We start from the raw sequence: 24,173 nt of genomic DNA on the forward strand, positions 1-24,173 counted from the left end.
TCTCCTTCGAGGTGCTGGTGCGTGGTCAGAGACCACCAGCATCGAAGGAGACCCGCCCTCATCGGCGGAGCCACACGGGTGAGCACTTACGGTGAGCAGGACTGAGCATTTTCAATGAGCGCCATCAACTGCTGCAGGACAGGTCCTACCGGGACATCGAGGCGATCGCGGGGTGCTCACACCGCACGATCGCCAAAGCAAAGAAGGTCTGTCACGACCACGGGTTGACTGCCGCGAGCCAGGTCGACTCGCTGAGCGCCGAGGAGATCGACGGGTTGTTCGCCGATGGGCGCAAGACGCCCTCAGGCGAGTTCGTCGCCTTCGATGTCGCCGCGACCGTGAAGAATCGGTCAGGCAAGAAGAAGCTACCGCTGCGAGTGCTGTGGGCGAACTACCTCGATGCCGACGGCGCGCCGGGGCAACGGCACTACAGCTACCAGCGGTTCTGCCAGATCATCGGCCAGTACGTCGAGGTCAACGAGCTGACAATGCGGATCACCCACGTGCCCGGGCACACGATGCAGGTCGACTGGGCAGGCACCGCGATGGCGATCTTCGACCCCGTCACCGGCAGCCGAACTCGGGTGTCGGTGTTCGTGGCCTCCCTGCCGTACTCGGGGATGGTCTTCGCCTGCGGATGCCTGGATGAGAAGATGCCGAACTGGCTCGACGCGCACCTGCAGGCCTTCGAGTACTTCGGCGGCGCCGCCCAGGTGCTCATCCCCGATAACGCCTCCACGGCGTCGAATCAGATCGCCCGCGGTGACCGCGCCCGGGAGGTCAACCGCGAGTACCGGGATTTTCTGGAGTATCACCGCACCGCCGCCGTGCCGACAAGGCCGGTGCGCCCGAAGGACAAGGGGCATGTCGAGTCCGGGGTGAAGGTCGTGACGAACTGGGTGATCGGCCGACTGGCCGACCGGCGGTTCGCCAGCCTGGACGACCTGAACGAGGCGATCGCCATCGAGGTCGAGGCGATCAATGATCGGATCCCGTTCCGGGGCCAGAAGACCAGCCGCAGGGAGTTGTTCACCGAGCACGAGAAGTCGGAACTGATCGTTCTTCCCAGGGCGCGGTGGCAGCCGGTGACGTGGAGGAAGTCGAAGGTCAACCGGGATTATCACGTGGAGATTGCCACAGTGAAGTATTCGGTGCCCCACACCTTCGCCGGCCAGCACGTCGATGTGAAGATCACCGGCCAGACGCTGACGATCATGTGCGACGGTGAGGTCATCGCCTCTCACACTGTCTCCGGGCGGCGGCACTCATTCGTGACCGATCCGGACCATGTGCCCGCCCAGCACCTGCTGTCCGCGGACCTGTGGTCGCGGGCGTACTTCGTGCGCCAGGCCCATAAGATCGGCCCGAACACCGTCGCCGCGATCAGCCAGGTGCTCGATCGCCAGCGCATCGAAGCTCAGGGTTACCGGTCGTGCCAGAACATCCTCGCCCTGGCACGTGGCGACAACAAGCAGCTACTCGAGCGCGCCTGCGGGCAGCTGGTCTCCGAGACGGGCCGCCGGGCGATCAGCTACACCGCCGTCAAGCAACACCTGGCGGCCTTGCGAACCCAGGCCGCTGCCCGGCCCACTACGACCACGCCACCGCCGTTGGCCACGACGCCGCTGGAGCCGCCGCCAGGGCGGCGAGACACCACCGGGGCGCATCTGGCCGGGCCCGAGCAGTTCAGCCTCGCCGCCCTGACCGGGCGCCCGAGCGCCGGCACCGCGGGTCAGGAGGAGCTGCAGTGATCGATCGCCACCTCACCGACGCGGACATGCCGCTGTTCACCCAGCTGCGGATGACCGCGTTCGGCCAGACCGTCATCGATCTGGCCAACGATCCAGCCTGCGACGAGTGGACCTTCTCCCAGAAGATCTTCCACGCCCTGGACAAAGAGATCACGGCCAGACAGGAACGCCGGACCCAGAAACTACTCAAGGCCTCCAGATCGCCAAACCCCGATGCCTGCGTAGAAGAGATCCGCTACCTGCGTGACCGCAACGTCAACCGCGAGCTAATCGCACGACTTTCCAGCTGTCAATGGATCGACGCCACCCGCAATCTCGTCATCCTCGGCCAGTCCAGCGTGGGCAAGACCTACCTCGCCCAGGCGCTGCTCAATGCCGCGTGTCGAAAGTACTACACCGCGAGATTCTTTCGTCTCGACGACTTGGCCAACCGCCTTGCAGTGCTGGAACCGACCTCGCAGCGGCGCCTGGACTTCCTCACCGACCTGCACAACTGCGACCTGCTGGTCATCGACGACTTCCTGACCACGCCGGTGGCCCCGCACACCGCGGCGGAGTTGCTCAACATCCTGGCCGCACGCGAAGGCCGCGGATCGACTCTGGTGACCTCCCAGTTCGATCCGCCTGACTGGTACAAGTCGCTCCAGGACGCGGTCATCGCCGAATCGATCCTCAACCGGATCGTCGCCGGTGCCGAGATCATCGCACTCGACGGACCCAACATGAGACGACACCTCGCTACGGCGACGCCGTAGCGGCTCAGCGGTCGGACGGGCAGACACCGCTATCCGAATCCCGTCCGACCGCTACCCATTCATCAGAACCGCGCTACTCGAAAGGCGTCCCAAACAACCAGACCGTCCTGATCCGACTGGTCGGAGCAGGTTTCCCCGAGCAGCGTGACGGATGGATCGAAGGCCGTCGCTATCTCGGTCTCGACGTGCTCGCTCGCTCCCGCACCGACACGCCCACCGAAACGTCCCCTGAGGGCACCGTCACCTAGGACGCCAGCCTTGACCGTCTGCCCACCGACGAGGCGTCACGCGACGACGTCGTACACCACCTCACGGGACTTGGCCGCAACCAGCGTTGCAGGCTCCTGTGGTCCGCATGTCCTGCCGCCTGGCCGCAGCATCACGGACCGGCCGTCGCAGCATCTGTATCGACCATTCGTTATGTGAGCTACGACGGCAGTGTCCCCCAAAGTGGACTGGGTCACAGTAGGCGCCGGCTCGTATGGTCCGACCAGCGCGCATATCGGCGCACCCGAACCCACTGCGCCCCTGAGGGCGGAAATGGAGCAGTGATGAGCGAAGACCTGAACGAAGTAGGGACCGGCATCAATCTCTTCACGGTAGGGGAAGTGCGGGGCGTCGCCCGGTGGTTCAACGACACCTCCGACGTGCTGTCGATCGACGACGATGCTCTCGAGGAGACCATTGCGTTCGTCAACAAGGGCGGGATGACCTTCCTCTCACCGATCCTGCCGGACCTGCGTGCCATCGTCTGCACCGCCGGCAGTCGTGAATCCCACCTGGCGATTCTGTGCCGAGAGTCGGATGTACCGTGCGTACTCGCCGCCGATATCGTCGGCACCGTCTCCGACGGCGACACAGTCGTGCTGGATCTCGCCGATCCCGAGACAGCACGCGTCGCCGTGATGGCCGAGGCGGTGTCGGCATGACCTTGCAATTGGCAGCCCCAGCGAACCTCGAGCTGCTCTACACCGATCCCACCTACGAACCGACGCTCGACGAGTGGAACTGGCTGGTGCACGTCGCCGGCGCCGCCTACAAGTCCGAACTGGCAGCTCGCACGGTGTTCGAATCCGAGCTGTTCGGAATGAACACCTACATCATCATGTCGATGATGGAGGACTATCTGCGGGTGCCGGACCGAATCCGGACAATTCGGCAGCACGCCACACCCACCGAGCTGGTCCGTAAGGCCCTGCCCATCGGCAACAAGCGCAGCTTCATCAATCTGGCGGCCACCCCACTGCACTACCTCACCGGTCGGGAACTGTTCGTCGACCTGGGCAAGAATTCACTCTCCGACGGCCTCGACGACCAGCTGGACGTTCTACGGTTCTGGCGCGAGGCGACCATCGCGATGCGGACCGACAACGTTCTTTTCAACATGGATGCCGAGCCCCCGAACAGCTCTCATGTGATCGATGACGCCTTGCTGGCCGAAATTCGCGCCAATCTCGTCCCTACGGACGACGCGACCAAGGTCCGAATCCGGAAGTTCGGAGCACGACTGACTGCGTACGCCTTCCTGGAAAACTGTGACGCGCGAACTGCGGTGTGTGACACCGGGCCGTACATGCTCGAGGACGGGACCTTCCTCGCCCTGCGTGAGACGTGCGCGGACGGTGACGGAGACTTCCCATGGGTCGACGGAATCCGGGAAACTCTGCCCTACCACCACTTCGTCATCGCGTACCGTCTTCCCGGTTCGGTGCGGATGGACAACAACGTCTGGGGTACCGCCTGGTTCACTCCCAGCGATTACCAAGCCGACATCCTCGAAACCCGCGTGTTCTGCACCGACGACGGTACCTTGCGGCCCCTCGACATCGAAGAAATCGAGGAGGCCACCAAGGCGATTCGGAAGGCGCATCGCGCGCTGTACCAACGGCTGGCCGACACCGACCCCGAGCAGCGAAACCTCTACGCCACACAGATGTATGCATGGAAACTCAAGGCGTGGGCCAGGCTCGCCGGCTGCTACGACGAAATCGATTGGAGCATCACCCCGCGCATCGCTCGATCGTTCGACAAATTCAGCGACCCGGATCTCGCTCTGAAGCTGATCGGCGGGGTATTCGTGCCAGAAGACCGTGACGGCTGCTTCCGTCCGTTGGGAGGTTGATCATGACTGTCATCGGCAAGGGAACACCGTCTTACAACTTCGAACCGGCGACGGGAACCATCCGGCGTTTCCGTTCACCGGCCGACGTGATCGAGTCCATCGACAGTGACCTCGAGTCGACGATCGCACTAGTGGCGTCGGGTGGCACGACGTTCCTGTCGCCCATCCTGGGGCGTCTCGGGGGGATCGTGTGCCTCGACGGAACGCTCCGTTCGCACCTGGCCATCGTCTCCCGGGAGTTCGAGGTGCCATGCCTCGTCGGCACCGAGTTGCCGGTCGATGTCGAGGACGGTACGAGAATCGTCCTGCGCATTGAAGACGGAATCGGTGTGGTCTGCCAGGATGACGAACCCTCCCTAGAATCGAGGACTTCGGGTGTGAGCGCTGCCTGGTGGGACTACATCCGCCGCGAAGGCGACGAGATCGCGGTCAAGGACTTCGACCTCGACATCACCGCGCCGGCACTCGACCGTCTCATCGCCGAGGAATTGACCGATGAGCGGCTCGACGATCTGGTGCAGCACATGGGAAGGGCCTTCAAGCCCGAGATGACGCGACGCTCCGGGTTCACCTCGGAGCTGTTCCCGATGCTTCCCTACATGTCGCTCTCGGTCATCGAGGACTTCCACAGCTACGCCGAGCGCGTGGCGGTCATCGATGCTGCTGTGCCCGCCGAAGAACTGGGGCGACGTCTCCGCGAGGGGCCGAACCGAGTAAGTCCGCTGTGGATCTGGATGATCGGGTATCACTATCTGTGTGGCCGCGAATGCTTGATCGAGATGGGGAAGCTCGCGCCCGGCGAGCTGCGGGAGGAGATCCGTACGGTAGTCGATTTCTGGCGCAGGCTCGCGCTGGCACACCGCGGCGACGGAACGCTCGACTACAAGGACGCCGGTTTCACGAATCGCTACCTGCCGCCGCATGTGGTGGACGAGCTGCGCCGCTCGGAAACGGTTCTGGACCCGGCGACGTCGAAGGCCCTGAAACGCCTCAATGCGACGGTCTCCGGGTATTCGTTCCTGTACTTCACCGACTCGCGGGTCGGCACCTGCGATTCGGGCCCCTACCCGGATTCCGGCACGCAGCAGACGATCGTGCGGGACTATTTGTCCCTCGGTCCCAGTTCCTGGGCGTATCCCTGGGCGGAGGACCTCGATCCGCCCTACGCCGGGCTGACGTTGTCGTTGACCTTCGACCGGTCGGCCTTCACCGCATTCGAGATCAACGACTGGGGAACGACGTTCACCGAACCGGACCAGTTGCTCGGCGCGGTGCGGCAGGCCGCGGTGTTCGGATATCGGACGGACGGTACCCGTGAGCTGCTCCCGCCCGACGCGTGGGCCGAGGTCACGGCCGACATCAGCCGTTGCCACATGAAGCTCTATCAGCGCTTCGCCGCCATGGATCGGCGCGAGAGGATCTTCGCAGCGACGACGATGTACACCTCGGGTCTGCGCCCCTTCGCCGACCTCGCCGGTGTGACCGATCGTATCGACTGGTCCATGTCCCCGGACACGCTCGCGTTGTATCCGGATCCCTTCGATGACGACGAGCAGGCCGCCGCGATCTTCGGTACCGCGCTCGTGGCCAACGATATGCCCGGTTCGTTCTCGCCCCTTCTGTAGAGCAATGAAAGGAGGCGCCGAGATGCGCCCCTCGATGCAAAAGCTGGTTCCGGCCGACGAGTTGCTGTGCCATCAGACGCCGGAAACATTCGCGACGATCAGCCAGGCGGACACGTCCTGGACCGAGAAGCTGTGGGCGTCGCTGTTCGCTCGGGATGGGTCCCTCCAGGTGGACATCGGTCTGGGCAAGTACCACAACCGGAACGTCATCGACATGTTTGCCGGAGTCTCGCGGGGAAAGGAGCAACTCACGGTTCGCGCCAGCCGGCAGCTCGACGCGGACGCGGAGCGAGTCGGTGTCGGTCCGCTGGACTACGAGGTTCTCGAGCCGCTGCGGAAGGTTCGTTGGGTACTGCAGGAGAACGAAGTCGTTCCCCTGCGCTTCGACCTCACCGTCACGGGTGTGCTGCCCCCCTTCCTGGAGCAGAAGGACGTCCAGCGCGAGTTGCAGGGCTTTCGTGTGCAGTCGGATCTGCTGCGGTATCACCAGGCATCGACGGTCAGTGGCGAGATCTGGCTCGACGGTGAGCGGATCGAGGTACACGACGAGAAGTGGTTCGGCTTCCGGGATCATTCCTGGGGCGTGCGGATGGACGTCGGTGAGACCGCCCCGGACGTCTTCAAGCCGCAGCGGCTCGACGGGGACTTCATGCTCACATGGAGCCCGATGTGGCTGCGTCATCCGGACGGATCCAGCTACGAAATCCACCATTACCTGCAATGGGTCGACGGTGCGGTGACCTATTTCTCGGGCTTCGTCAACCGACCGGACGGCACTCAGGTTCCGCTTCACGGTCTCCAGGACGACCTCAAGTACGACCCGGTCAATCGCCGGCTCCTGGGAGGAAAGCTGACGTTCGACGCCGGCTGGGGCGAGACCCGCACCGTCGAGATAGAGCCGGTCAGCGACACCGGGTTCCATCTGGGGACCGGCCTGTACTTCGGTTTCAAGGGGCAGCGGCACGGCGGATGGCGCGGCCCGCTGCATGTGGACGGTGAGCGCTACACCGATGTGTCGGAGGCGGGCACCGCACGTGAGGTACACCAGCTGCGCGACTGCGTGATTCGCTGCCGCGAGGGCGATGCTGTCGGATACGGGATCTTCGAGTCGATGGTGATCGGCGCGCATCCCCGCTACGGGCTGACGAAGGAGACATCCTTCCTCTGAGCACCGGCAGAACGCGAGGGGCCGCGGACACGATGTCCGCGGCCCCTTCCGTCAGGTCCGTTGTGATCGCGCGAGAAGAGCCAGCTCCATCCGGGATTGGCAGCCGGTGGCCGTGAGGATACGCGTGATGTACTTCTTCACGCTGTCCTCGGCGAGTGAGAGGGTCTCGGCGATCTGCGCATTGGACAATCCGTCGGCGACGAGATGCACGACCTGTTGCTGTCGTTCGGGGAGCCGGCCGAGGGTGGCCCGCGGCCGAGTTGCCGGCAACCCGCGGCAGATGGCGGACAATTGCCGGCTGAGCAGACGCAGTGTCGCCACCTCGTGCACGCCGATCTTGTGGGGCTGCGGGTCGAACATGCCCAGGAGCGCACTGTGCCCGCCGCTCAGCTCCACGCGCATCGCCACGGCGGTCTCCATCCGCCACGTCGAGCCCAGGAAATACCGAACGTACGCATCGGCCGAGGGCGGCAGCGGTCCGAAGGTCTGCAGCTCGGTCAGGGACGAGACACCGCTGGACACGAGCTGGCGCATCGCGGCCGGAGTACCGAAGATGTCGTAACGAGCCCAGCGTTCCTGGTACTCGGGCAACATCTTTGCGGTGACCCCTTCAGTGAGTGGGGACGCGTCCTCGAAGACGGTATGAAAGGTCGCTCCGGAGAAGAACGAAACGTGCTCGAGCGCGAAGTGCTCCTGTAACGCCTCGACGGCGCGGGTCTTGAAGTCGGGCAGACACGTGGCATCTGCGCAGCACTCGAGGACGTCGAACGCGCGCTCGTAGTCGCGCGGCTGCAGGACGGCGCGTAACGGGGACCGCGTCGGTTGGCGCCCGGATGCCACTTTCCGGGAGGCCGCCGAATTGTCCCCCAGAGTGGACTGGGTCACATTGCGGATCATAACTAGGTTTTGGTCACAGCGAAAGCAGCCGGGTTCGGACACCGCAGGTAGGACCGCACCCGGCACGCACGACGGCACGACTCCCACACACCCGAGCGAGGTCACAATGTCAGATTCCATAGGGGCGTCACCCAAATGGGGAGCGACCGAGATGCTGCCGTTGCCCGGCCGCTTCAACAGCATGGTCCGCTCCCTGGCGGCACAGCGATTCGCAACAACCGACGCGCAGTGGAAGGACGTCGTCTTCGAGCGTCAATTCGACCTTTTCTCGCGAGCAGACGCCGAGTCCGTGGAGCAAGAGGTTCTCGAATCCGGCTACCGGTTCGACTTCTCGGCGACAGTCTCGCTGGAGTCCGAGCCGGAAAAGTACAAGCGGCCCGAACGCGAAGCCCGCGCCTTCGCCGAGGAGCAGATGTCCGACGGTCGCAAGCAAGTCGGCGTCGGTGACAACGTGATCAGCAAGTCCCACACGGTCACCGGTCCGGTTGCGCTGATCTCGACCGTGGAACAGGTGATGGAATATCTGACCACCGGCATCCCGGCCGGCACCATCGCCGTGATCGACGACTCGGGCGGCACCCTGACCGCACCGATCATCGAGGGATTCGCGGGCGTCATCTGCCTCGGCGGCACCGTCCGCTCCCACCTGGGAATTCTCGCCCGTGAGTACGACGTCCCCACGCTGATGAACTGCAAGATCGACGAACTGAAAGACGGTGACGTGGTCGAGTTGGAGGTCACCGCGGCGCCGCCGGCGGCCGACGCCTACGAGACCGGGGACATCGGGAATGCCCGCATCTGGCTGATCGAGAACGAGGGCTGAGACATCATGACGACGCTGAACTACCGGTCCCTGCTGGAGACCAACAACTACCTGCGCACGCTCTCCGACACCACGTACTGGCTGTGCATCACCCGCACCGTCCAGGAATCGAAGTTGTTCCCGATGAACCCGTACATGCTGCTGAGCTACCTCAACAGCTTCTACCGGCTTCCCACCCTGCTGCGCGAGATCGACGCCGCCACCCCGGCCGAAGAACTCGGCGACCGCGCCCGCGAAGTCAGCCTCAAGGTCGACACCGTCAACGCCGCCTGGGGCATGCCCGCCTTTTACCTCATCGGCCGCGAGATGCTGATGAACTGGGGGCTGCTGCGGCCGACCGACGCGGTCGACGACGTCGTCGACGTACTTGACTTCTCCCGGCGGTTCAACCTGGCCTACCACCGCAACGACGGGCACATCACCAACAAGGAGTTCGGCGATCGCAGCCAGTTCCTTCCCGAGCGCACCCTGCAGGTGTTCGAGGCAGACCTGCACGGGGTGGTCCCCGGCGATCGCCTGCACACCGCCGCCACCAAGCTCGTCGCCCAGCTGTCCCAGTTCGCGTTCCTGGCGCACTGCGAGTGCCGCATCGGCCTGCACAACAGCGGACCGTACAACTTCGGCAGCAACCGACAGCTGATCGTGCGGGACTTCTTCGATCTCACCGAAGGCGACTACCCCTGGATGGACGGCATCGCCACCCAACTTCCGTTCAACAACCTGACCATTCCGATCGTCTTCAAAGACACCAACTTCCACCTCATGGACGACTGGGCGTCATTCGAAGCCGAGCCCAGCTACAACGCGACCAACATCGCCGCGGTCGGCATGTACACCTCGGACGCGTTGACCGACGGCTACGTACCGGTCGGCATGGACAATGCCGACACGCTCGCCGACACCATGGAGCACTACCGCGAGATCCTCAGCGAGGCGACCACCGACCTGTGGAAGCGCATCGCCACCTGGTCGCGGGAGCAGATGATCGACGCCGGCGCGTTGGTCTACTCGTCGGTCGGCAAGGACTTCGCGCATCTGGCCGGCACCTACCGTCAGGACGACTGGTTCCAGCTCGATGAGCGGGTGCAGCGCTTCAAGCCCCTGATGAACGACGAATACAGCCGGGACCACCTCGGGGAGATGGTAGGCCTGCTCGGATTGCCGCACCAGTCGGCCAACGAGTACACGATGGCACGCTACTCGGGCCTGAACCGCAACATGCTCACCGGCATCCCGTACTCGGTACTGACCGACGACGACTACGCCCCGACCGCCGGCAGCAGCTTCTCCGGCTCGTCCAGTCTGCCCGCCAAGACTGGCCTGTGGACCACCAGTGCCGGTCGGATCGACCTCGACGAGTACAACCGACGGGCACGCGGCTTCACCCCCGCCGCCCTCGACGACACCCACCGTTACCTCGACGACGAGTGGGTGAAGTGGAACCACGGCACCGCACAGGCGGACGCGCTCTACCACCTCACGCAGCGCAATTCCCGCAACCTCGCCGGTCGCGGCTCTGCCCTCCGCCGCGCCGACCTGCCCGCCTCCGGCGCCACCGAGAGGAACGACGATGCAGATCGGTGACCTGATCCGGCGCGCCGGCAAGCAGTTCGGGGGGGCACCGGCACTGATCGACGGTGACCGCGTGGTCGGTTTCGCGGAATTCGACGAGCTCACCGACCGGCTCGGCCACGCCCTGCTCACCAGTGGACTCACCGCCGGTGATCGCGTCGCGGTGCTCATGCCGAACGGTATCGACGGGGTCGTCGTCTACTACGCGCTCGCCAAGGCCGGCCTGGTCCGGGTCCCGCTGAACGTCCGCGAAACGGCCTCCGAGCACGCATACAAGATCGACGACTCGCAGGCCCGCGCCCTGATCCACACCGGCCACCCACCCGCCCAGGTCGAGGTGATGATCACCGCCGACGAGCTGCCCGGACTCATCGCCGGCGCTCCCGCCGGCCCGTGCGACGTGCGGCGAAACCAGGACGCGCCGTTTCGTCTGGCCTACACCGGTGGCACGACCGGCAAACCCAAAGCCGTGGTCCTGACCACCCGCAGCGAGTTGGCCGAGGTGGCCAACTTCCTCGTCGACCTGCTGCCCAACCTGCGCCCGGACTCGGTGATGCTCCACGCTGCGCCGATCACCCACGGCAGCGGCGCCTTCTTCCTGCCGCACCTGGTCAAAGGCGCTCCGAACGTGATCGTGTCGAAGTTCTCGCCCCGCGCCTTCTTGGAGGCCGCGCAGAAGTACCGCGCCACCTCGACATTCATGGTGCCCACCATGATCGCGATGCTCCTCGAGGACCCTGCGACCGCGACGGCCGATCTCGTCCTCGAACGGTTGTGCTACGGCGGTGCCCCCATCGCCACCAGCGTGCTCCGACGCGGTATCGACCTGCTCGGACCGGTGTTCGCGCAGCTGTACGGACAAGCCGAGGCACCGCTGGCGATCACGTGCCTGCAGCCCTGGGAGCACACCCCGGAGCGGCTCACCTCCGCGGGCAAGCCGTACACCTTCGTCGAGGTCCAGATCCGGGACGCCGCCGGCACGGTCCTCGGTCCCGGTGAGGTCGGCGAGGTGCTGACCCGAGGCCCCCACACCATGAGCCGGTACTGGCGCCGCCCCGAGGCCACCGCCGAGACCATCGAACCGGATGGTTGGCTGCACACCGGCGACATCGGACGCTGGGACGATGACGGCTACCTGCATCTGCTCGACCGCCGACACGACGTGATCATCTCGGGAGGCTTCAACGTCTACCCACGTGAAGTCGAAGACGCCCTCCTGACCCACCCCGCCGTGATCGAAGCCGCGGTCGTCGGCCTGCCCGACGACAAATGGGGCGAGCGGGTCGCCGCCGCCGTCGTTACCCGATCCGACACCCAACCCGACGAGATACTCGAATTCTGCGCGGACCGACTGGCCGGATTCAAACGCCCCCGCGCCATAGAGATCTGGCCCGAGATCCCCACCAGTCCCGTCGGCAAGTCCTTGCGCCGCGAAGTGCGCGACCGAATGGTCGCCACGCGGTCATGACCATGCCGGAAAGTACCGAAAGGACCATCATGCTCGACCCCTACGAGCTCACCGTCCATACCCTGACCCTGCGGCAGCTCGGCTCTGCCGAACACCTGAGCGACATCAACGGTCTTCCGCTTGCCGAGGTCGAAGCAGGGCTGGAGAAAGCGGTCGTCGAGAGCGCCGTCATGGCGGCGCGTGGCAACTACATGATCACGCCCGCCGGCCGGCGATTCCTCGACGGCGTGTATCCGCGCGCCTTCGCCGCCCTGCGAGCCGAGTCCGCCGTCACCGCGGCGATGGACGCGTTCGAGACCGGTGTGAACAGGCAAGTGCTGACCCTCACCACCGACTGGCAGACCATCGAGGTCGACGGCGAGCGGGTCCCCAACGAGCACGGCGACCTCGACTACGACAACAAGATCATCGAGAAGCTCGGCCGCGTGCACGAGAAGACCTACAGAGTCCTGCGGCCGCTGGCCGACGCCAACCCGCTGGTCGACCGATTCCTCGATCGGATCGGCGCCGCACTCACCCGCGCGGAAGGCGGCGAGACGGACTACATCAGCGGCGTACGGGTCGACTCGGTCCACACCGTGTGGTTCCAGATGCACGAGCACATCCTCCGCCTGACCGGACAGGAGCGCCCGGAATGAGCACCGCGACGAGTTTGCGCTGGCTGGTCGTCCCCGAGGAGGTCGCGGCCGAGCCGAGCCGGGACCTGGTCGGGGGCAAGGCATGGAGTCTGTGGCGCATGCGGTCCCTCGGTCTGCGGGTGCCGCCGGCCTTCGTCGTCACCACCGACGCGTGCAAAGCCTACTTCGCCGACGGTGGCCTGCCCGACGGGCTGGTCGAGGAACTGGCCACGGGGATCCGCTTCCTGGAAAAGAAACTGGGCCGCACCTTCGGCGGACGTGACCGTCCGTTGCTGGTGTCGGTGCGGTCCGGTGCCGCCGTCAGTATGCCGGGCATGATGGATACCATCCTCGACCTCGGGTGTAACGACGACGTCGAGGCAGCCCTGGCAACCGAAAGCGGCGATCCGCATTTCGCGGCCGAGGTGCACCGCCGATTCACCGGGTTCTACGGCCGACTCGTACTCGGCTGCACCGACGAACTCGACGAGCTGCCCGACACTGCCGCTGTGCGGGCCGCCATCGTCGACGACATCGATGCGAGCGTACCGGCGGATCCGTGGGAGCAGCTGCAGGCCGCCGTGGCGGCGGTGTTCGAGTCGAGTCGCTCGCGGCGCGCCCTCGCCTACCGCAAGCACTACGGGATCCCCGACGATCTCGGCACCGCGGTCACCGTCCAGGCGATGGTGTTCGGCAACCTCGACGACAACTCCGGCACCGGGGTGCTCTTCACCCGGAATCCGGTGGACGGGATCCGCGAGCCCTACGGCGAGTACCTGCCCGGGGGGCAGGGCGAGGACGTGGTGTCCGGCCGGGTGACCCCCGAGCCCCTGTCCTATCTCGCCGCTCGGTGGCCGGCGGTGCATGCCGAATTGCTCGACGCGGCCGAGCGCCTGGATCGCGAGGGCCGGGACGCGCAGGACATCGAGTTCACCGTCCAGAGCGGTGAGCTGTTCCTGCTGCAGTCCCGCCCCGCGAAGCGCACGGCCCGGGCCGCGGTGCGCATCGCGGTCGAACTCGTCGACGAGGGCGTCATCGAGCCTGCCGAGGCGCTGTCCCGGGTCACCGCCGATCAGATCCGCACCTTGCTGCGGCCGGTCATTGCCGCCGCTGCCGCCGACACTGCCGAAGTGCTCGCAACCGGTGTACCGGCCAGTCCAGGTGTCGCCACGGGACTGGTGGTAGACACCCCGGAAGCGGCCCAGGCCAGTCCGGGCTGCATCCTGGTTCGCCGGTCCACCAGCCCGGACGACGTGCACGGCATGATCGCGGCCGGCGCTGTGGTCACCGAGCAAGGGGGCGCGACGTCGCACGCGGCCGTGGTCGGCCGGGCACTCGACACACCGTGTGTCGTCGGATGCGGCGCGGGCACGGTGGAGCGCCTGGTGGGCCGCACCGTGACCGTCGACGCCACCCCCGGTCGGATCTACGCAGGCACGCTACCCACCTCGGCGGCAGACGAGAGCGAGGACGACGATCTGCGCCGCCTCACCGAGTGGGCAGAACAAGCCACGGCGCTGCGGGCGAGCCCGATCGCCACCCTCGAACCGGTCTTCGACGCGGACACGCTCGCGCCCGAAGACCTCGGCGACCAGCTTCCCGAAATCCCGCCCGGAACCAAAACCGTTCACGGCGCCATCTTTTGTGCTCCCGACGGAGTGCGTGCCGCCCTCGATGCCGGGGTGGCCGAAATCGTCACCTCGCACCGGCTCCCGGTGCTGCTCGCCGCCATCGCCCACCACAGGAGAACCTCATGAGCACACCGGAGCGCATCACCCACCGCGAAGTGCAAGAGATTCTGCGCACCTTCCACGACTCCGGTTGGGCCGCCATGACGTTGGAAATGGACGGCATGCGCATCACCGTCGGCAAGGACGGCCCCCCGTCGGCACCGACACACACCGTTGCCTCCACAGAATCCGCACCCACGGCACCGGCCACGGCCCCGGCAGCGCCGAGCACGCCCGTCACCGCCGAAGCTCCGGCCACCGCAGGCAGCGGCAGTACCGCACCCGTCACCGCGACCCCGGTGCCGGCAGCAGCGGACACCGCAGGCTGCGTCGAGGTGAAATCACCGACAGTGGGCGCGTTCTGGGTGGCACCGAGCCCGGGAGAACCCCCGTTCGTGCAGGTCGGGCAGACCATCGAGGCAGGCCAACAGCTCGCGATCGTCGAAGTGATGAAACTGATGAACCCCGTGGTGGCACCCCAGGGCGGTGAGATCGTGCAGATCTGCGCAAACAACGCCGACCTCGTCGAATTCGACCAGCCACTGTTCCTGATCAGGCCGACCGATGGCTAGCCCGTCCACCCTGGATTCCGACTCGCCGGCCGGTACCCCGCTGCGGCGGGTCCTGGTCGCCAACCGCGGTGAAATTGCGGTTCGCGTGATCCGAGCCTGTCACGCCCTGGGCATCGAGACGGTGGCGGTGACCTCGACCGTGGACCGAAACGGCCTCGCCGCCCGAATGGCCGATCGCGCGGTGTGCATCGGCCCCGCCCCCGCCGGAGAGAGCTACCTGTCCATTCCAGCGGTCCTGAGCGCGGCACTGGGCACCGGGTGCGATGCGGTGCACCCAGGATACGGATTCCTCTCCGAGAATCCCGAGTTCGCGGCCGCCTGTGTGGCCGAGGGTCTGGTCTTCGTCGGACCACGGCCCGAGGCGGTCGCCGAGGCCGGCGACAAGGCACGGGCACGGGAGCTGGCACGCTCGGCCGGAATCCCGGTGCTGTCCGGCTCCCCGATACTCGACTCGACCGAGGCGGCGGTCGCCGCCGCCGCCGAACTGGGATACCCGGTACTGGTCAAAGCTGCTGCCGGCGGCGGGGGCCGCGGCATGTCGGTGGTCGAGAACGAGACCGAACTCCGGGCTCGCTGGGCCCCGGCTGCGGCCGAGGCACAGTCGGCGTTCGGGGACGGCCGCACCTACATCGAACGGTTCATCCGCAACGCCCGGCACATCGAGGTGCAAGTCCTCGGGGACAAGCATGGCTCGGTCATCCACCTCGGCGAGCGGGACTGCACCCTGCAGCGCCGCCATCAGAAGGTGGTCGAGGAGTCCCCCGCGCCCAACCTTCCGGAGCAGATTCGGCAGGACCTGCGCCGAAGCGGCGTTGCCTTCGCCGAGGCGCTGGGCCTCGACAGCGCCGGCACCGTCGAATTCATCTATGACGCCGACACCCACGACTACGCCTTCCTCGAATTCAACGCCCGCATCCAGGTCGAGCACCCCGTCACCGAAATGGTCACCGGGGTGGACCTCGTCGCCGAACAGTTGCGCTCGGCAGCCGGCGAACCGCTGCGCTACACGCAGGACGACATCGACTTGACCGGACACGCCATCGAGGTCCGTATCACCACCGAGGACCCGGCACGAGGATTCATTCCCCATCCCGGCACAGTCGAGACCTGGGATCCTCCGCAGGGAGAATGGATCCGGGTCGACAGCCACTGCGAATCGGGCTACGTCGTCACCCCGTACTACGACTCCCTTCTGGCCAAGGTCGTGGCCTACGGCCCGAACCGCGGCACCGCCGCCGACCGCATGGTCGCGGCACTCGGTGAATTGGGTGTCACCGGCGTTCCTACCACGGCCGACTTCGCCCGGACGGCGCTGAACCATCCGGACTTCCGGGCCGGCACCGTTACCACCGACTGGATCGCCTCTCGGGGGCTCCCCGACTATCTGGAGAAGATCTCATGAGTTACCTCGACTGCGCTCCGCGCAACGCCGACGGCACCCGTCGCAGGATCGACATCATCGACCAGACACTGCGTGACGGTCCGCAGAGCTGGTGGGGCATGCGGCTGCGCAAGGACATGGGTCTTCCCATGGCCGCCGAGCTGGACCGCACCGGTTTTCACACCATCGACCTCGTCGGCAGTTCCATTTTCGAAGTGCTGGTGCGTCACTGCAAAGAGGATCCGTGGGAGCAGCTGATCTCGCTGTCGAAGGCCATGCCCGATACCACTGTCCGCGCCGGTACCCGGAGCAACGGCATCGTCACCTTCGGCCTGACTGCCGACAGCGTGATGGATCTGTGGGTGCAGCGGCTGTGTGCCCACGGCATCGGCAGCTTCTGGATCTACGACGGGCTGTTCAACATCGACAAGATCGGCCGACTGGTCAAGACTGTGCAGGCCGAAGGCGCCCAGGCGATCCCCTGCATCCTGTACGCCGACAGCCCGTACCACACCGACGAGTACTACGCCGAGCGCACCCGCGAGCTCGTCGCCCTCGGTGCGGACGGTATCGAACTCGAGGATGCGGCCGGGTTGCTCACTCCCGCCCGCACCCGCTCGCTGATCGCCGCTATCAAGGGCGCCGCCGGTGACCTGCCCGTGGAGATCCACTTCCACAGCAACAACGCCCTGGCTCCGATGAACTACCTCGAAGGCGTGCTCGCCGGCGCCGACCGCGTGCACACCGCGAGCCGCCCGCTCGCGGCCGGAGTATCCCTGCCCTCCACCGAGAACACGGTGGCGAACCTGCGCTACGCCGGGTTCGACGTCGATCTCGACGACTCCCGGTTCCCGGCCGTCGAGCAGCACCTGCTCCGCGTCGCCGAATACGAGGACCTGCCGGTCGGCCAACCGGCGGAGTTCTCCCTGTTCCAGTACCGTCACCAGCTGCCCGGTGGGATGGCCGGCACCTTCAAGGCCCAGCTGCGCGACCGGGGCATGGAGGACCGATTCGAAGAAGTTCTCGACGAAATGTCCCGAGTGCGCGAGGAACTTGGCTATCCGGTGATGGCTACCCCGTTCTCGCAGCTGGTGGGCACCCAGGCTGTGCTCAACGTCGTGACGGGATCGCGGTACTCGGTCGTGCCGGACGAGGTGATGATCTACGCGAACGGCTTCTATGGCAAACCTGTCGTCCCGATGGATGCCGATGTCCTCGACAAGATCATGAGCTCGCCGAAGGCAAAGAGCTACGAGAACTGGGAACCCCCACAGCCGACCCTCGGCGAGCTGCGCACGAAGTTCGGGGAGTCGATCAGTGACGACGAGCTGATTCTGCGTCTGTTGGTGCCCGAAAACGACATCGACATCATGCGCGCCACCCCGCAACGCCACCGGGACTTCGCACCGACGAGCAGGCAGGTGCGCTACATCCGGGACCTGGTCGAGACCTCGGTCGGGGCCTACCTGCACATCGAGGCCGGCGATTTCACCCTCACCCTGGAAGGGGGCCACTGATGAGCGAGCTCGGCGTGGGTCGACCCACCAAACGTCGGGCCGGCGCGGCCGTCGGCGGTCTCCCGGTCGCCGACTCCCGGCCGGTCCTCGACCGCGACGCAGTGCTCGGCTCCCGGTGCACCGTGTGCCGGTACCCGACCGCTCAGCGAGAGCTTCCCTGGTGCCCGGTGTGTTACGAGGCCACCGAACCGGCTCGTTTCGCCCGCACCGGCAAGGCCTGGTCCTCCACGGTGATCGCCATCCCGGTCGGCACCCGCCGACCACCCTTCGGACTGGCGTATCTCGATCTCGACGACGGGCCACGGGTGCTCGTCCACCTCGCCGAACCGGAGCTCCTGGAACTGGGTGCACGTCTCGAGATCACCGGAACCGACGACGGCGACCTCGTCGCGACCCGAAAGGGGCGGTGATGGAGCAGGCAATGCTGTGGGGTGTCGGGACCTCGGCCTACGGCCGGTTCCCGGAACACCGAGTCGAGTCACTCGCCTGGACAGCGGTGGCCGAGGCTGTCCGCGATGCCGGAATCCGCCCGGATGCGATCGACGCGATCATCGTCGGCTCGGTGTTCGGTCCACCGGGTGTGGCCACTCGGATCCAACGCGGCCTCGGTATTCCCTCGGTGCCGATGTGGACCGTCGAGAATGCCTGCGCCAGCGGCACCAGCGCCTACCACGAGGCGGTCGAAGCGGTGCGGCTCGGCCGATTCGGCTGCGTCCTGGTCCTCGGGATAGATCAGATGTCCACCCTGTTCTCCGGGGCAATCGTGCCCGAGGCCACCGACCCCGAAGGAGCGTCATCGCTGCCGCTGCCGGGGCTCTACGCCTTACAGGCACAACGGTATGTAGGTGAGTTCGGGGTCACCCCCGAACAGCTCGCCGCGATCGCCGTGAAGAACAAGCGCAATGGCATGGACAATCCCCGAGCCCAACTGCGGGACACCGTTCCCACGATCCAGGAGGTGCTCGACTCCCGCATGATCGCCGAACCCCTGACCTTCCTCCAGTGCTGTCCCACCAGCGACGGCGCCGGAGCAGCCATCGTCGGCGGTGACCGAGGCAACCCGAACGATCTGCGGATCGAATCGTCGGCGATGGTCTCCGGTGCCCTATGGGACCAGCGCAGTGAAGACGTCTGGGGATTCGCGAGCGTGGCGCGAGCGGCGGCCAAGGCCTTCACCGAAGCAGGCCGCACACCCGCGGAGATCGATGTACTCGAAGTGCACGATGCCTTCACGATCGGCGAAATCGTCACCCTCGAAGCGCTCGGTCTCGCACCACGGGGCAAAGGCGCCGAACTCGCCCCCTCCGGGCACACAACCCGCGACGGCGCGCAACCGGTCAATCCGAGTGGCGGGCTGCTCTCCCGCGGGCACCCGCTCGGCGCGACCGGCATGGCGCAGCTGGCGGAGATCGCCTGGCAGCTGCGCGGCCAGGCCGGACCCCGGCAGGTCGCCCGGCATCGAGTCGGTCTCGTGGAGACCATGGGCGGGGGAGCGGCCGGCATGGACGGCAACGCCTGCGTGGTCACGATCTTGTCCACGCAATCATGACCACCTCCTACGCGGGCCTGCTGGGATTCCGCGACGTGGGCGGCCTGCGCACGCACGATGGGGGACACGTCCGGCACGGACTGCTCTACCGCAGTGGAACCCCTCAGTTCCTCGACCCGGACGCGGCCCGTGCCCTGATCACGGACACCGGGATCCGCGCCACCATCGACCTGCGGTTGCCACACGAAGTCGCGATCGAAGGCCGCGGGCCGCTCGACGAATTGGGTGTACGCCACCTCCCGCACCCGTTCAGCATCCGCGACACGGTCGCCCCGGACTCGGCTGTGGCCCCGATGCCCGGCGACGACCCACTGGTCACCCGGTATCTCGCCTACCTGGCCGAGGACGCGGCCGGTGTCGTATCCCTGATCTCCCGGTTGCTCGAACCGGGGGTACTGCCCGTGCTGGTGCACTGTACCGTCGGCAAGGACCGAACCGGGGTGGCAGTTGCACTGCTCCTCGCCGCGATCGGTGTGCGACGCGAGGACATCGTTGCCGACTACGCGGCTGCCCCCCACGACGTGGTCGCGTCCATGCACCGGCTGCGCGAGATGGCCTCGTACGGTGCCGCAGCCGACGTCTACCCCCCGCAGGTGTGGACCGCTCCCCCCGACGCGATGGAGCGATTCCTCGACAGGGTCGACCGGCAGTACAAGGGAGTCCAGAACTTGCTCCACGACCACGGCGTAGGACCCGAGGCGATCGACCGTCTGACCACACTGCTCATCACTCACGACGACACCGAAGCGGAGGACAAGCGATGCAGGTGAGCGAAACCCGAGTGATCGCGGCCGAACCGGAAGCCGTATGGGCGATCGGCGGCGATACCGCCAAGGTCGCGGACTGGATCCCCGCCATCGCAGAGTCCTGGCAGCGTGAGGATCTACGACACATCATCTTCGTCGACGGCGGAGGCGAAGCGACCGAGCGGATCGTCGAACATGACGGGAAGCAGAGACGTTACGTCTACGAGTACGTCTCGGGGCCACTGCCACTGCGCTCCTACCGATCGACGTTCGCCGTCGTCGAGCATCCCGAAGGCGCCGAAGTCGTATGGAGCGCGGAGTTCGAAGGCCCCTCAGCTGAGGAAGACACCGCTCTCGCTCAGACCATCACGGAAATTTATCGCGGAGCATTGGACGGATTGACGAAAAGTGTCGCCGCTCAGCAACATTAGATCTCCGGTGAGGCGAACGAGCGAGACCGTGCACGGGTGCATCGTCAATCCCTCGACCGCGCAGAGTTCCCCACCGCACCCACACCCCGGGATTCGCTGATTCACGGTCGCAAGAGGAGCGCATGAGGTGGAATCGGTCGGCGCCCCGGCAGGGGGCGCGGGGCGCCGACCGGGATCAGGGGGTTTCGCGGTGCGTGCTCACAGGTCTCCGATGCCGGCCAGTGCACTGACGTAGTCACGGGCACGGGTGGCGTCGAACGACCGGGCGATCTGCAGCTTTTCGGCTTCGAGCGAGCCTTCGGCGTGCGTGGCGAGCACCGCCTGGTACCCGCCGTAGTCGCGGGCGGTCAGGTCGGCGATGAGGTGCAGCAGGCGCAGACGCTGCTCGGCCGGGACCGCCGCGGCGTAGTACTTTTCGAGCACGGCGCGGATGTCGGGATTGTCCCAGTCCTCACCGCCCGGTCCGGTGGCGAGCAGACCGCCCGACAGATCCGTCAGGATCGCGGTGGCGTGGTGGTAGCCGTGGGCGAAATGGTATTTGGCCATGTTCACCGCCAGCGGGTCGGGCTGCTGCACGCCGTGCTCGCCGGGCCGGGAGCGGATCGCCGACAGCTCGGCTAGGCCACGGACCGTTTCGCTCCAGGTGATCAGCTCGGTGAGCTTGCCCTTGACGTGTCCGGCCTTGCCGATGCCGTTGGCCTCGGCGATCAAGGTGGCGGCGCCGACGAGGATGTCGAGCAACGGCAGCTTGTAATTGATCGCGGTAAACCGGTGATAGTCGACGAACGCCAGCGCCAACGGCCCGGCCAGCTCGGGTCGGCGGTTGAGGAACACCCGGTTCTTGGCGACACGCACGTCGTCGAACACCGTCAGCGATTCGAGCAGCTTGTGCCTGGTCGAGATCGGGAACTCGAAGCTGTTGCGTTCGCCGGCGGCGTAGGGGGAGACATACAGATTCAGTCCCGGGGTGTCGATCGGGATCGCGAACGAGACGGCGTAGTCGGCGTCGTGCGGTCCCATCGCCCGGGTGGGCAGCACGATCAGCTCGTCGGCGTTGGCGGAGAACGAGGTGTGGCACTTGGCGCCGCGCACGGTGATCGACTCGGCGTCCTCGTCGACGATGTGCAGGTACAGGTCCGGGTCGGCCTGCTCGCCCGGCCCGAGCGAGCGGTTGCCCTTCACGTCGGTCTGGGCCACGGCCAGGGCCAGGTCGTCGCGGCACACGCGCCGGTAGAACGCGCGGGCGTTATCGAGTCCTTCGCCTTCGGTGGCGCGTAGCAGCGCGAACAGGGCGTCGCTGCCGACCTCCTTCAGCACGATCGTGCCGCCTCCGCGGCGGGAGACCTCCTCGATCAGCGCGCCGCGGCGGGCGAGGTCCTCGGCGTTGGTGGGCGCGACGTAGAAGGCACTGACCGGTTCCCCGTCGACCTCGGTCACGGCCAGGTCGGGACGATCGGCGGCGATGTCGTAGCAGCTCGCCGAATGATCGACCGCCAAGGACAGCTCCGGATCGGCCACGACATCGTCGACCCTGCGGCCGCGGTAGAACACCCGCCGGCCGTCCGACAACCCCTTGCGATACTCACCCGAAGTACGGATCGCCACGAAACTCCTCCTACGAAAATAGCTGGCACGACAGAAATTGTGGGTTTCCCCGAATGCAGTGACGACGAGATCACGTCCGACTCACGTCGACTCCAGCGGATTGCAGTGTGTCCGTCCGACTCTCGGTCGAGCGGTCACCGGCACGGTTCGATTCCGTGCGGAACTGCTCGCGAAGGCGGCGTTTGAGGATCTTGCCGCTGGGGTTCTTCGGCAGGTGGTCGACGATGGTGACATGCTTCGGCACCTTGTAGCCGGCCATGTGTGCCCGGCAGTGGGCGATGACAGCAGCTTCGTCGATTTCGGCGCCGGCTGTGGCGACAACGGCTGCGGCGACTGCTTCGATCCATCGAGGGTGCGGGATCGCGTACACGGCGGCTTCCTCGATGCCGTCGAGGGTGTAGAGGACTTCCTCGACCTCGCGGGTGGCGACGTTCTCCCCGCCGGTCTTGATCATGTCCTTCTTCCGGTCCACCACCCACAGGTAGCCGTCCTCATCGAAATATCCCAGGTCGCCGGAGTGGAACCAGCCCTCGGTGAACGCCTCGGCGGTCTTGTCGTCCTGGCCGAGGTAGCCCAGCGTTGCGTGCGGGCTGCGGTGCACGATTTCGCCGACTTCGCTGGCCGGAAGCGGACGGTCCTGGTCGTCGACGATCCGTGTTTCCACGTTGAGCGCCGGTCGCCCGGCCGAGCCAGCCTTGTGGATCTGATCTTCCGGTCCGAGCGCGGTCGCCAGCGACGCCATCTCGGTCTGACCGTAGAAGTTCCACAGTCGGATGCCGGGCAGGCGGCGGTTCATCTCACGCAGGATCTCGACCGGCAAGGCGGAGGCACCGTAATAGCCCTTGCGCAGTGACCGTAGGTCGGTGGTGTCGAAGTTCGGCGACTGCAGCAATGAAATCCACACCGTCGGCGGGCAGAACAGGTTGGTGACCTGTTCGGCTTCGATAGCGCGCAGCAGGACCTCCGGATCCGGGCCGTCGACGATGATGCTCGTGGCGCCCAGGTAGATGTCGGTGCTGAGGAAGTTGTCCAACTGTGCGCAGTGATAGAGCGGCAACGCGTGGACTTCGACGTCGTCCGAGCTCATGCCACCCGTGACGATGCAGCTGATGTACTGCCACATCAAGGACCGGCTGGTGAGTAGCGCCCCCTTCGGGCGGGACTCGGTGCCCGAGGTGTACATGATCCGGATGACCTCGTCGTCCTCGACTGGTACGTCCGGCGCGGGGTCGCCGGAGAAGTTCGTCCACTCCGACACCGGAGCCCACCCGTCGGGAAGCCGTTGATCGGACAGTTCGATGCCGGCCTTGATTCGGACACTGCCGGCCGATTCCGACAACGCCCGTTCGGCAGTCGGGATCAACGCGTCCTCGACGACGAAAGCGTCGGCCCGGCAGTCGTCGAGGATGTAGGCGATCTCCGGTCCGGTGAGCATGAAGTTGACAGGAACGAAGATCACTCCGAGTCGGGCGGTGGCGAAGTTGAGCACCGGAAACTGCCAGCAGTTGTGCGAGAGGATCGCCAGTCGATCGCCGCGGCGCAGACCGGCCGCGTGCAGCGCGGCCGCGACCTGGTCGATGACGGCGTCGAACTGCGCGAACGTCAACCGCACCTCACGATGGACGATCGCAATCTTGTCCGGAACCCGCACCGCGGACCGCCGCGGAATGTCACCGAGGGATTGTCCACGGGCTCGGGACACGAGGGCAGAGCAGGCATTGTCGATCTGCATGGGTGGACCTCTTTGCTCGAGTACGAGTCGCTGTCGGTTGGGGCCGTTCGCACGTCGCTGCGGAGTCGCAGGAGTCGTGGACGGTGGTTTCGGGTGTGTGTCACTGTGCCCT

At 66.1% G+C, this 24,173-nt stretch carries 21 protein-coding genes and 2 pseudogenes; 20 read left to right on the top strand and 3 right to left on the bottom strand.

Translation table 11 applies throughout. From position 1 onward, the window contains the following. Positions 1-131: 131 nt before the first annotated feature. The 8 genes and pseudogenes from istA (at position 132) to G6038_RS21925 (ending at position 7,421) form a co-directional block, all read left to right on the top strand. The gene (gene istA, locus G6038_RS21900; RefSeq protein ID WP_240918650.1) at positions 132-1,751 is read left to right on the top strand and encodes an IS21 family transposase; all 1,620 of its coding nucleotides are present in this window, start codon (positions 132-134) and stop codon (positions 1,749-1,751) included. Beyond that, positions 1,748-2,506, top strand: a complete 759-nt coding sequence (locus G6038_RS21905) for an ATP-binding protein (RefSeq protein WP_165039866.1) — start codon at positions 1,748-1,750, stop codon at positions 2,504-2,506. The genes istA and G6038_RS21905 overlap by 4 nt, the downstream gene beginning before the upstream one ends. 83 nt (positions 2,507-2,589) lie before the next feature. Beyond that, positions 2,590-2,754: pseudogene (locus G6038_RS31520) on the top strand (IS256 family transposase); the annotation flags it as partial. Positions 2,755-3,057: 303 nt separating this feature from the next. Then, entirely contained in the window at positions 3,058-3,435 is a 378-nt protein-coding gene (locus G6038_RS21910) for a PEP-utilizing enzyme (RefSeq protein ID WP_165039867.1), read from the top strand. Then, on the top strand, positions 3,432-4,628 hold the full coding sequence (locus tag G6038_RS21915) for a hypothetical protein (RefSeq protein WP_165039868.1): 1,197 nt from the start codon (positions 3,432-3,434) through the stop codon (positions 4,626-4,628). Before G6038_RS21910 ends, G6038_RS21915 begins: the two co-directional genes overlap by 4 nt. A 2-nt stretch (positions 4,629-4,630) precedes the next feature. Further along, a pseudogene (locus G6038_RS32150) lies at positions 4,631-4,930 on the top strand (PEP-utilizing enzyme); the annotation flags it as partial. A 75-nt stretch (positions 4,931-5,005) separates the two neighbouring features. After that, positions 5,006-6,253 carry a hypothetical protein gene (locus G6038_RS21920; RefSeq protein ID WP_346772885.1) on the top strand — a complete coding sequence of 416 codons (1,248 nt, stop codon included), beginning with the start codon at positions 5,006-5,008 and terminating at the stop codon, positions 6,251-6,253. A gap of 22 nt (positions 6,254-6,275) precedes the next feature. Then, positions 6,276-7,421, top strand: a complete 1,146-nt coding sequence (locus tag G6038_RS21925; protein WP_240918645.1) for a hypothetical protein — start codon at positions 6,276-6,278, stop codon at positions 7,419-7,421. A 51-nt stretch (positions 7,422-7,472) separates the two neighbouring features. Here the strand turns inward: G6038_RS21925 and G6038_RS21930 are convergent, their stop codons facing one another. Next, the gene (locus G6038_RS21930; RefSeq protein WP_346772883.1) at positions 7,473-8,306 is read right to left on the bottom strand and encodes a LuxR C-terminal-related transcriptional regulator; all 834 of its coding nucleotides are present in this window, start codon (positions 8,304-8,306) and stop codon (positions 7,473-7,475) included. Here G6038_RS21930 and G6038_RS21935 point away from each other — a divergent pair. Genes G6038_RS21935 through G6038_RS21990 form a run of 12 tightly spaced genes read left to right on the top strand, consistent with a single transcriptional unit; the run spans position 8,293 to position 20,724 of the window. Further along, positions 8,293-9,141: a PEP-utilizing enzyme gene (locus G6038_RS21935; RefSeq protein ID WP_346772884.1), complete on the top strand. Its 849-nt coding sequence runs from the start codon at positions 8,293-8,295 to the stop codon at positions 9,139-9,141. The genes G6038_RS21930 and G6038_RS21935 overlap by 14 nt on opposite strands. Positions 9,142-9,147: 6 nt before the next feature. Beyond that, positions 9,148-10,725, top strand: a complete 1,578-nt coding sequence (locus G6038_RS21940) for a hypothetical protein (protein ID WP_165039871.1) — start codon at positions 9,148-9,150, stop codon at positions 10,723-10,725. Further along, the gene (locus tag G6038_RS21945; protein ID WP_165039872.1) at positions 10,712-12,181 is read left to right on the top strand and encodes an AMP-binding protein; all 1,470 of its coding nucleotides are present in this window, start codon (positions 10,712-10,714) and stop codon (positions 12,179-12,181) included. The genes G6038_RS21940 and G6038_RS21945 overlap by 14 nt, the downstream gene beginning before the upstream one ends. A gap of 29 nt (positions 12,182-12,210) precedes the next feature. Continuing rightward, positions 12,211-12,819, top strand: coding sequence for a hypothetical protein (locus G6038_RS21950; RefSeq protein ID WP_165039873.1), 609 nt, complete (start codon positions 12,211-12,213; stop codon positions 12,817-12,819). Next, complete coding sequence (locus G6038_RS21955) at positions 12,816-14,555, top strand: pyruvate, phosphate dikinase (protein ID WP_165039874.1); 1,740 nt, start codon at positions 12,816-12,818, stop codon at positions 14,553-14,555. Before G6038_RS21950 ends, G6038_RS21955 begins: the two co-directional genes overlap by 4 nt. Continuing rightward, on the top strand, positions 14,552-15,100 hold the full coding sequence (locus G6038_RS21960; RefSeq protein WP_165039875.1) for a biotin/lipoyl-containing protein: 549 nt from the start codon (positions 14,552-14,554) through the stop codon (positions 15,098-15,100). Before G6038_RS21955 ends, G6038_RS21960 begins: the two co-directional genes overlap by 4 nt. After that, the gene (locus G6038_RS21965; RefSeq protein WP_165039876.1) at positions 15,093-16,502 is read left to right on the top strand and encodes an acetyl-CoA carboxylase biotin carboxylase subunit; all 1,410 of its coding nucleotides are present in this window, start codon (positions 15,093-15,095) and stop codon (positions 16,500-16,502) included. The genes G6038_RS21960 and G6038_RS21965 overlap by 8 nt, the downstream gene beginning before the upstream one ends. Next, on the top strand, positions 16,499-17,998 hold the full coding sequence (locus tag G6038_RS21970) for a carboxyltransferase (protein ID WP_165039877.1): 1,500 nt from the start codon (positions 16,499-16,501) through the stop codon (positions 17,996-17,998). The genes G6038_RS21965 and G6038_RS21970 overlap by 4 nt, the downstream gene beginning before the upstream one ends. After that, positions 17,998-18,408 carry an OB-fold domain-containing protein gene (locus tag G6038_RS21975; protein WP_165039878.1) on the top strand — a complete coding sequence of 137 codons (411 nt, stop codon included), beginning with the start codon at positions 17,998-18,000 and terminating at the stop codon, positions 18,406-18,408. Before G6038_RS21970 ends, G6038_RS21975 begins: the two co-directional genes overlap by 1 nt. Continuing rightward, positions 18,408-19,547: a thiolase family protein gene (locus G6038_RS21980; RefSeq protein WP_165039879.1), complete on the top strand. Its 1,140-nt coding sequence runs from the start codon at positions 18,408-18,410 to the stop codon at positions 19,545-19,547. Before G6038_RS21975 ends, G6038_RS21980 begins: the two co-directional genes overlap by 1 nt. Continuing rightward, entirely contained in the window at positions 19,544-20,317 is a 774-nt protein-coding gene (locus tag G6038_RS21985; RefSeq protein ID WP_165039880.1) for a tyrosine-protein phosphatase, read from the top strand. Before G6038_RS21980 ends, G6038_RS21985 begins: the two co-directional genes overlap by 4 nt. Continuing rightward, positions 20,308-20,724, top strand: a complete 417-nt coding sequence (locus G6038_RS21990) for an SRPBCC family protein (RefSeq protein ID WP_165039881.1) — start codon at positions 20,308-20,310, stop codon at positions 20,722-20,724. Before G6038_RS21985 ends, G6038_RS21990 begins: the two co-directional genes overlap by 10 nt. A gap of 198 nt (positions 20,725-20,922) precedes the next feature. On the opposite strand, the gene G6038_RS32155 is transcribed toward G6038_RS21990, so the two are convergent. Both G6038_RS32155 and G6038_RS22000 read right to left on the bottom strand, forming a co-directional pair. Next, positions 20,923-22,329, bottom strand: coding sequence for a 4-hydroxyphenylacetate 3-hydroxylase N-terminal domain-containing protein (locus G6038_RS32155; RefSeq protein WP_165039882.1), 1,407 nt, complete (start codon positions 22,327-22,329; stop codon positions 20,923-20,925). A 70-nt stretch (positions 22,330-22,399) separates the two neighbouring features. Further along, positions 22,400-24,061 carry an acyl-CoA synthetase gene (locus G6038_RS22000; protein WP_165039883.1) on the bottom strand — a complete coding sequence of 554 codons (1,662 nt, stop codon included), beginning with the start codon at positions 24,059-24,061 and terminating at the stop codon, positions 22,400-22,402. Between the last annotated feature and the right edge of the window lie 112 nt (positions 24,062-24,173).

Source organism: Rhodococcus sp. 14C212, from assembly GCF_011058195.1.
Lineage (GTDB): Bacteria > Actinomycetota > Actinomycetes > Mycobacteriales > Mycobacteriaceae > Rhodococcus > Rhodococcus aetherivorans.

What these genes read in the sequence shown, in the direction of transcription:
- G6038_RS21910 (WP_165039867.1), top strand. Translation starts at nt 3,058, where the DNA reads ATGAGCGAAGACCTGAACGAAGTAGGGACCGGCATCAATCTCTTCACG.
- G6038_RS21915 (WP_165039868.1), top strand. Translation starts at nt 3,432, where the DNA reads ATGACCTTGCAATTGGCAGCCCCAGCGAACCTCGAGCTGCTCTACACC.
- G6038_RS21925 (WP_240918645.1), top strand. Translation starts at nt 6,276, where the DNA reads ATGCGCCCCTCGATGCAAAAGCTGGTTCCGGCCGACGAGTTGCTGTGC.
- G6038_RS21940 (WP_165039871.1), top strand. Translation starts at nt 9,148, where the DNA reads ATGACGACGCTGAACTACCGGTCCCTGCTGGAGACCAACAACTACCTG.
- G6038_RS21945 (WP_165039872.1), top strand. Translation starts at nt 10,712, where the DNA reads ATGCAGATCGGTGACCTGATCCGGCGCGCCGGCAAGCAGTTCGGGGGG.
- G6038_RS21950 (WP_165039873.1), top strand. Translation starts at nt 12,211, where the DNA reads ATGCTCGACCCCTACGAGCTCACCGTCCATACCCTGACCCTGCGGCAG.
- G6038_RS21955 (WP_165039874.1), top strand. Translation starts at nt 12,816, where the DNA reads ATGAGCACCGCGACGAGTTTGCGCTGGCTGGTCGTCCCCGAGGAGGTC.
- G6038_RS21960 (WP_165039875.1), top strand. Translation starts at nt 14,552, where the DNA reads ATGAGCACACCGGAGCGCATCACCCACCGCGAAGTGCAAGAGATTCTG.
- G6038_RS21965 (WP_165039876.1), top strand. Translation starts at nt 15,093, where the DNA reads ATGGCTAGCCCGTCCACCCTGGATTCCGACTCGCCGGCCGGTACCCCG.
- G6038_RS21970 (WP_165039877.1), top strand. Translation starts at nt 16,499, where the DNA reads ATGAGTTACCTCGACTGCGCTCCGCGCAACGCCGACGGCACCCGTCGC.
- G6038_RS21975 (WP_165039878.1), top strand. Translation starts at nt 17,998, where the DNA reads ATGAGCGAGCTCGGCGTGGGTCGACCCACCAAACGTCGGGCCGGCGCG.
- G6038_RS21980 (WP_165039879.1), top strand. Translation starts at nt 18,408, where the DNA reads ATGGAGCAGGCAATGCTGTGGGGTGTCGGGACCTCGGCCTACGGCCGG.
- G6038_RS21985 (WP_165039880.1), top strand. Translation starts at nt 19,544, where the DNA reads ATGACCACCTCCTACGCGGGCCTGCTGGGATTCCGCGACGTGGGCGGC.
- G6038_RS21990 (WP_165039881.1), top strand. Translation starts at nt 20,308, where the DNA reads ATGCAGGTGAGCGAAACCCGAGTGATCGCGGCCGAACCGGAAGCCGTA.
- G6038_RS22000 (WP_165039883.1), bottom strand. Translation starts at nt 24,061, where the DNA reads ATGCAGATCGACAATGCCTGCTCTGCCCTCGTGTCCCGAGCCCGTGGA.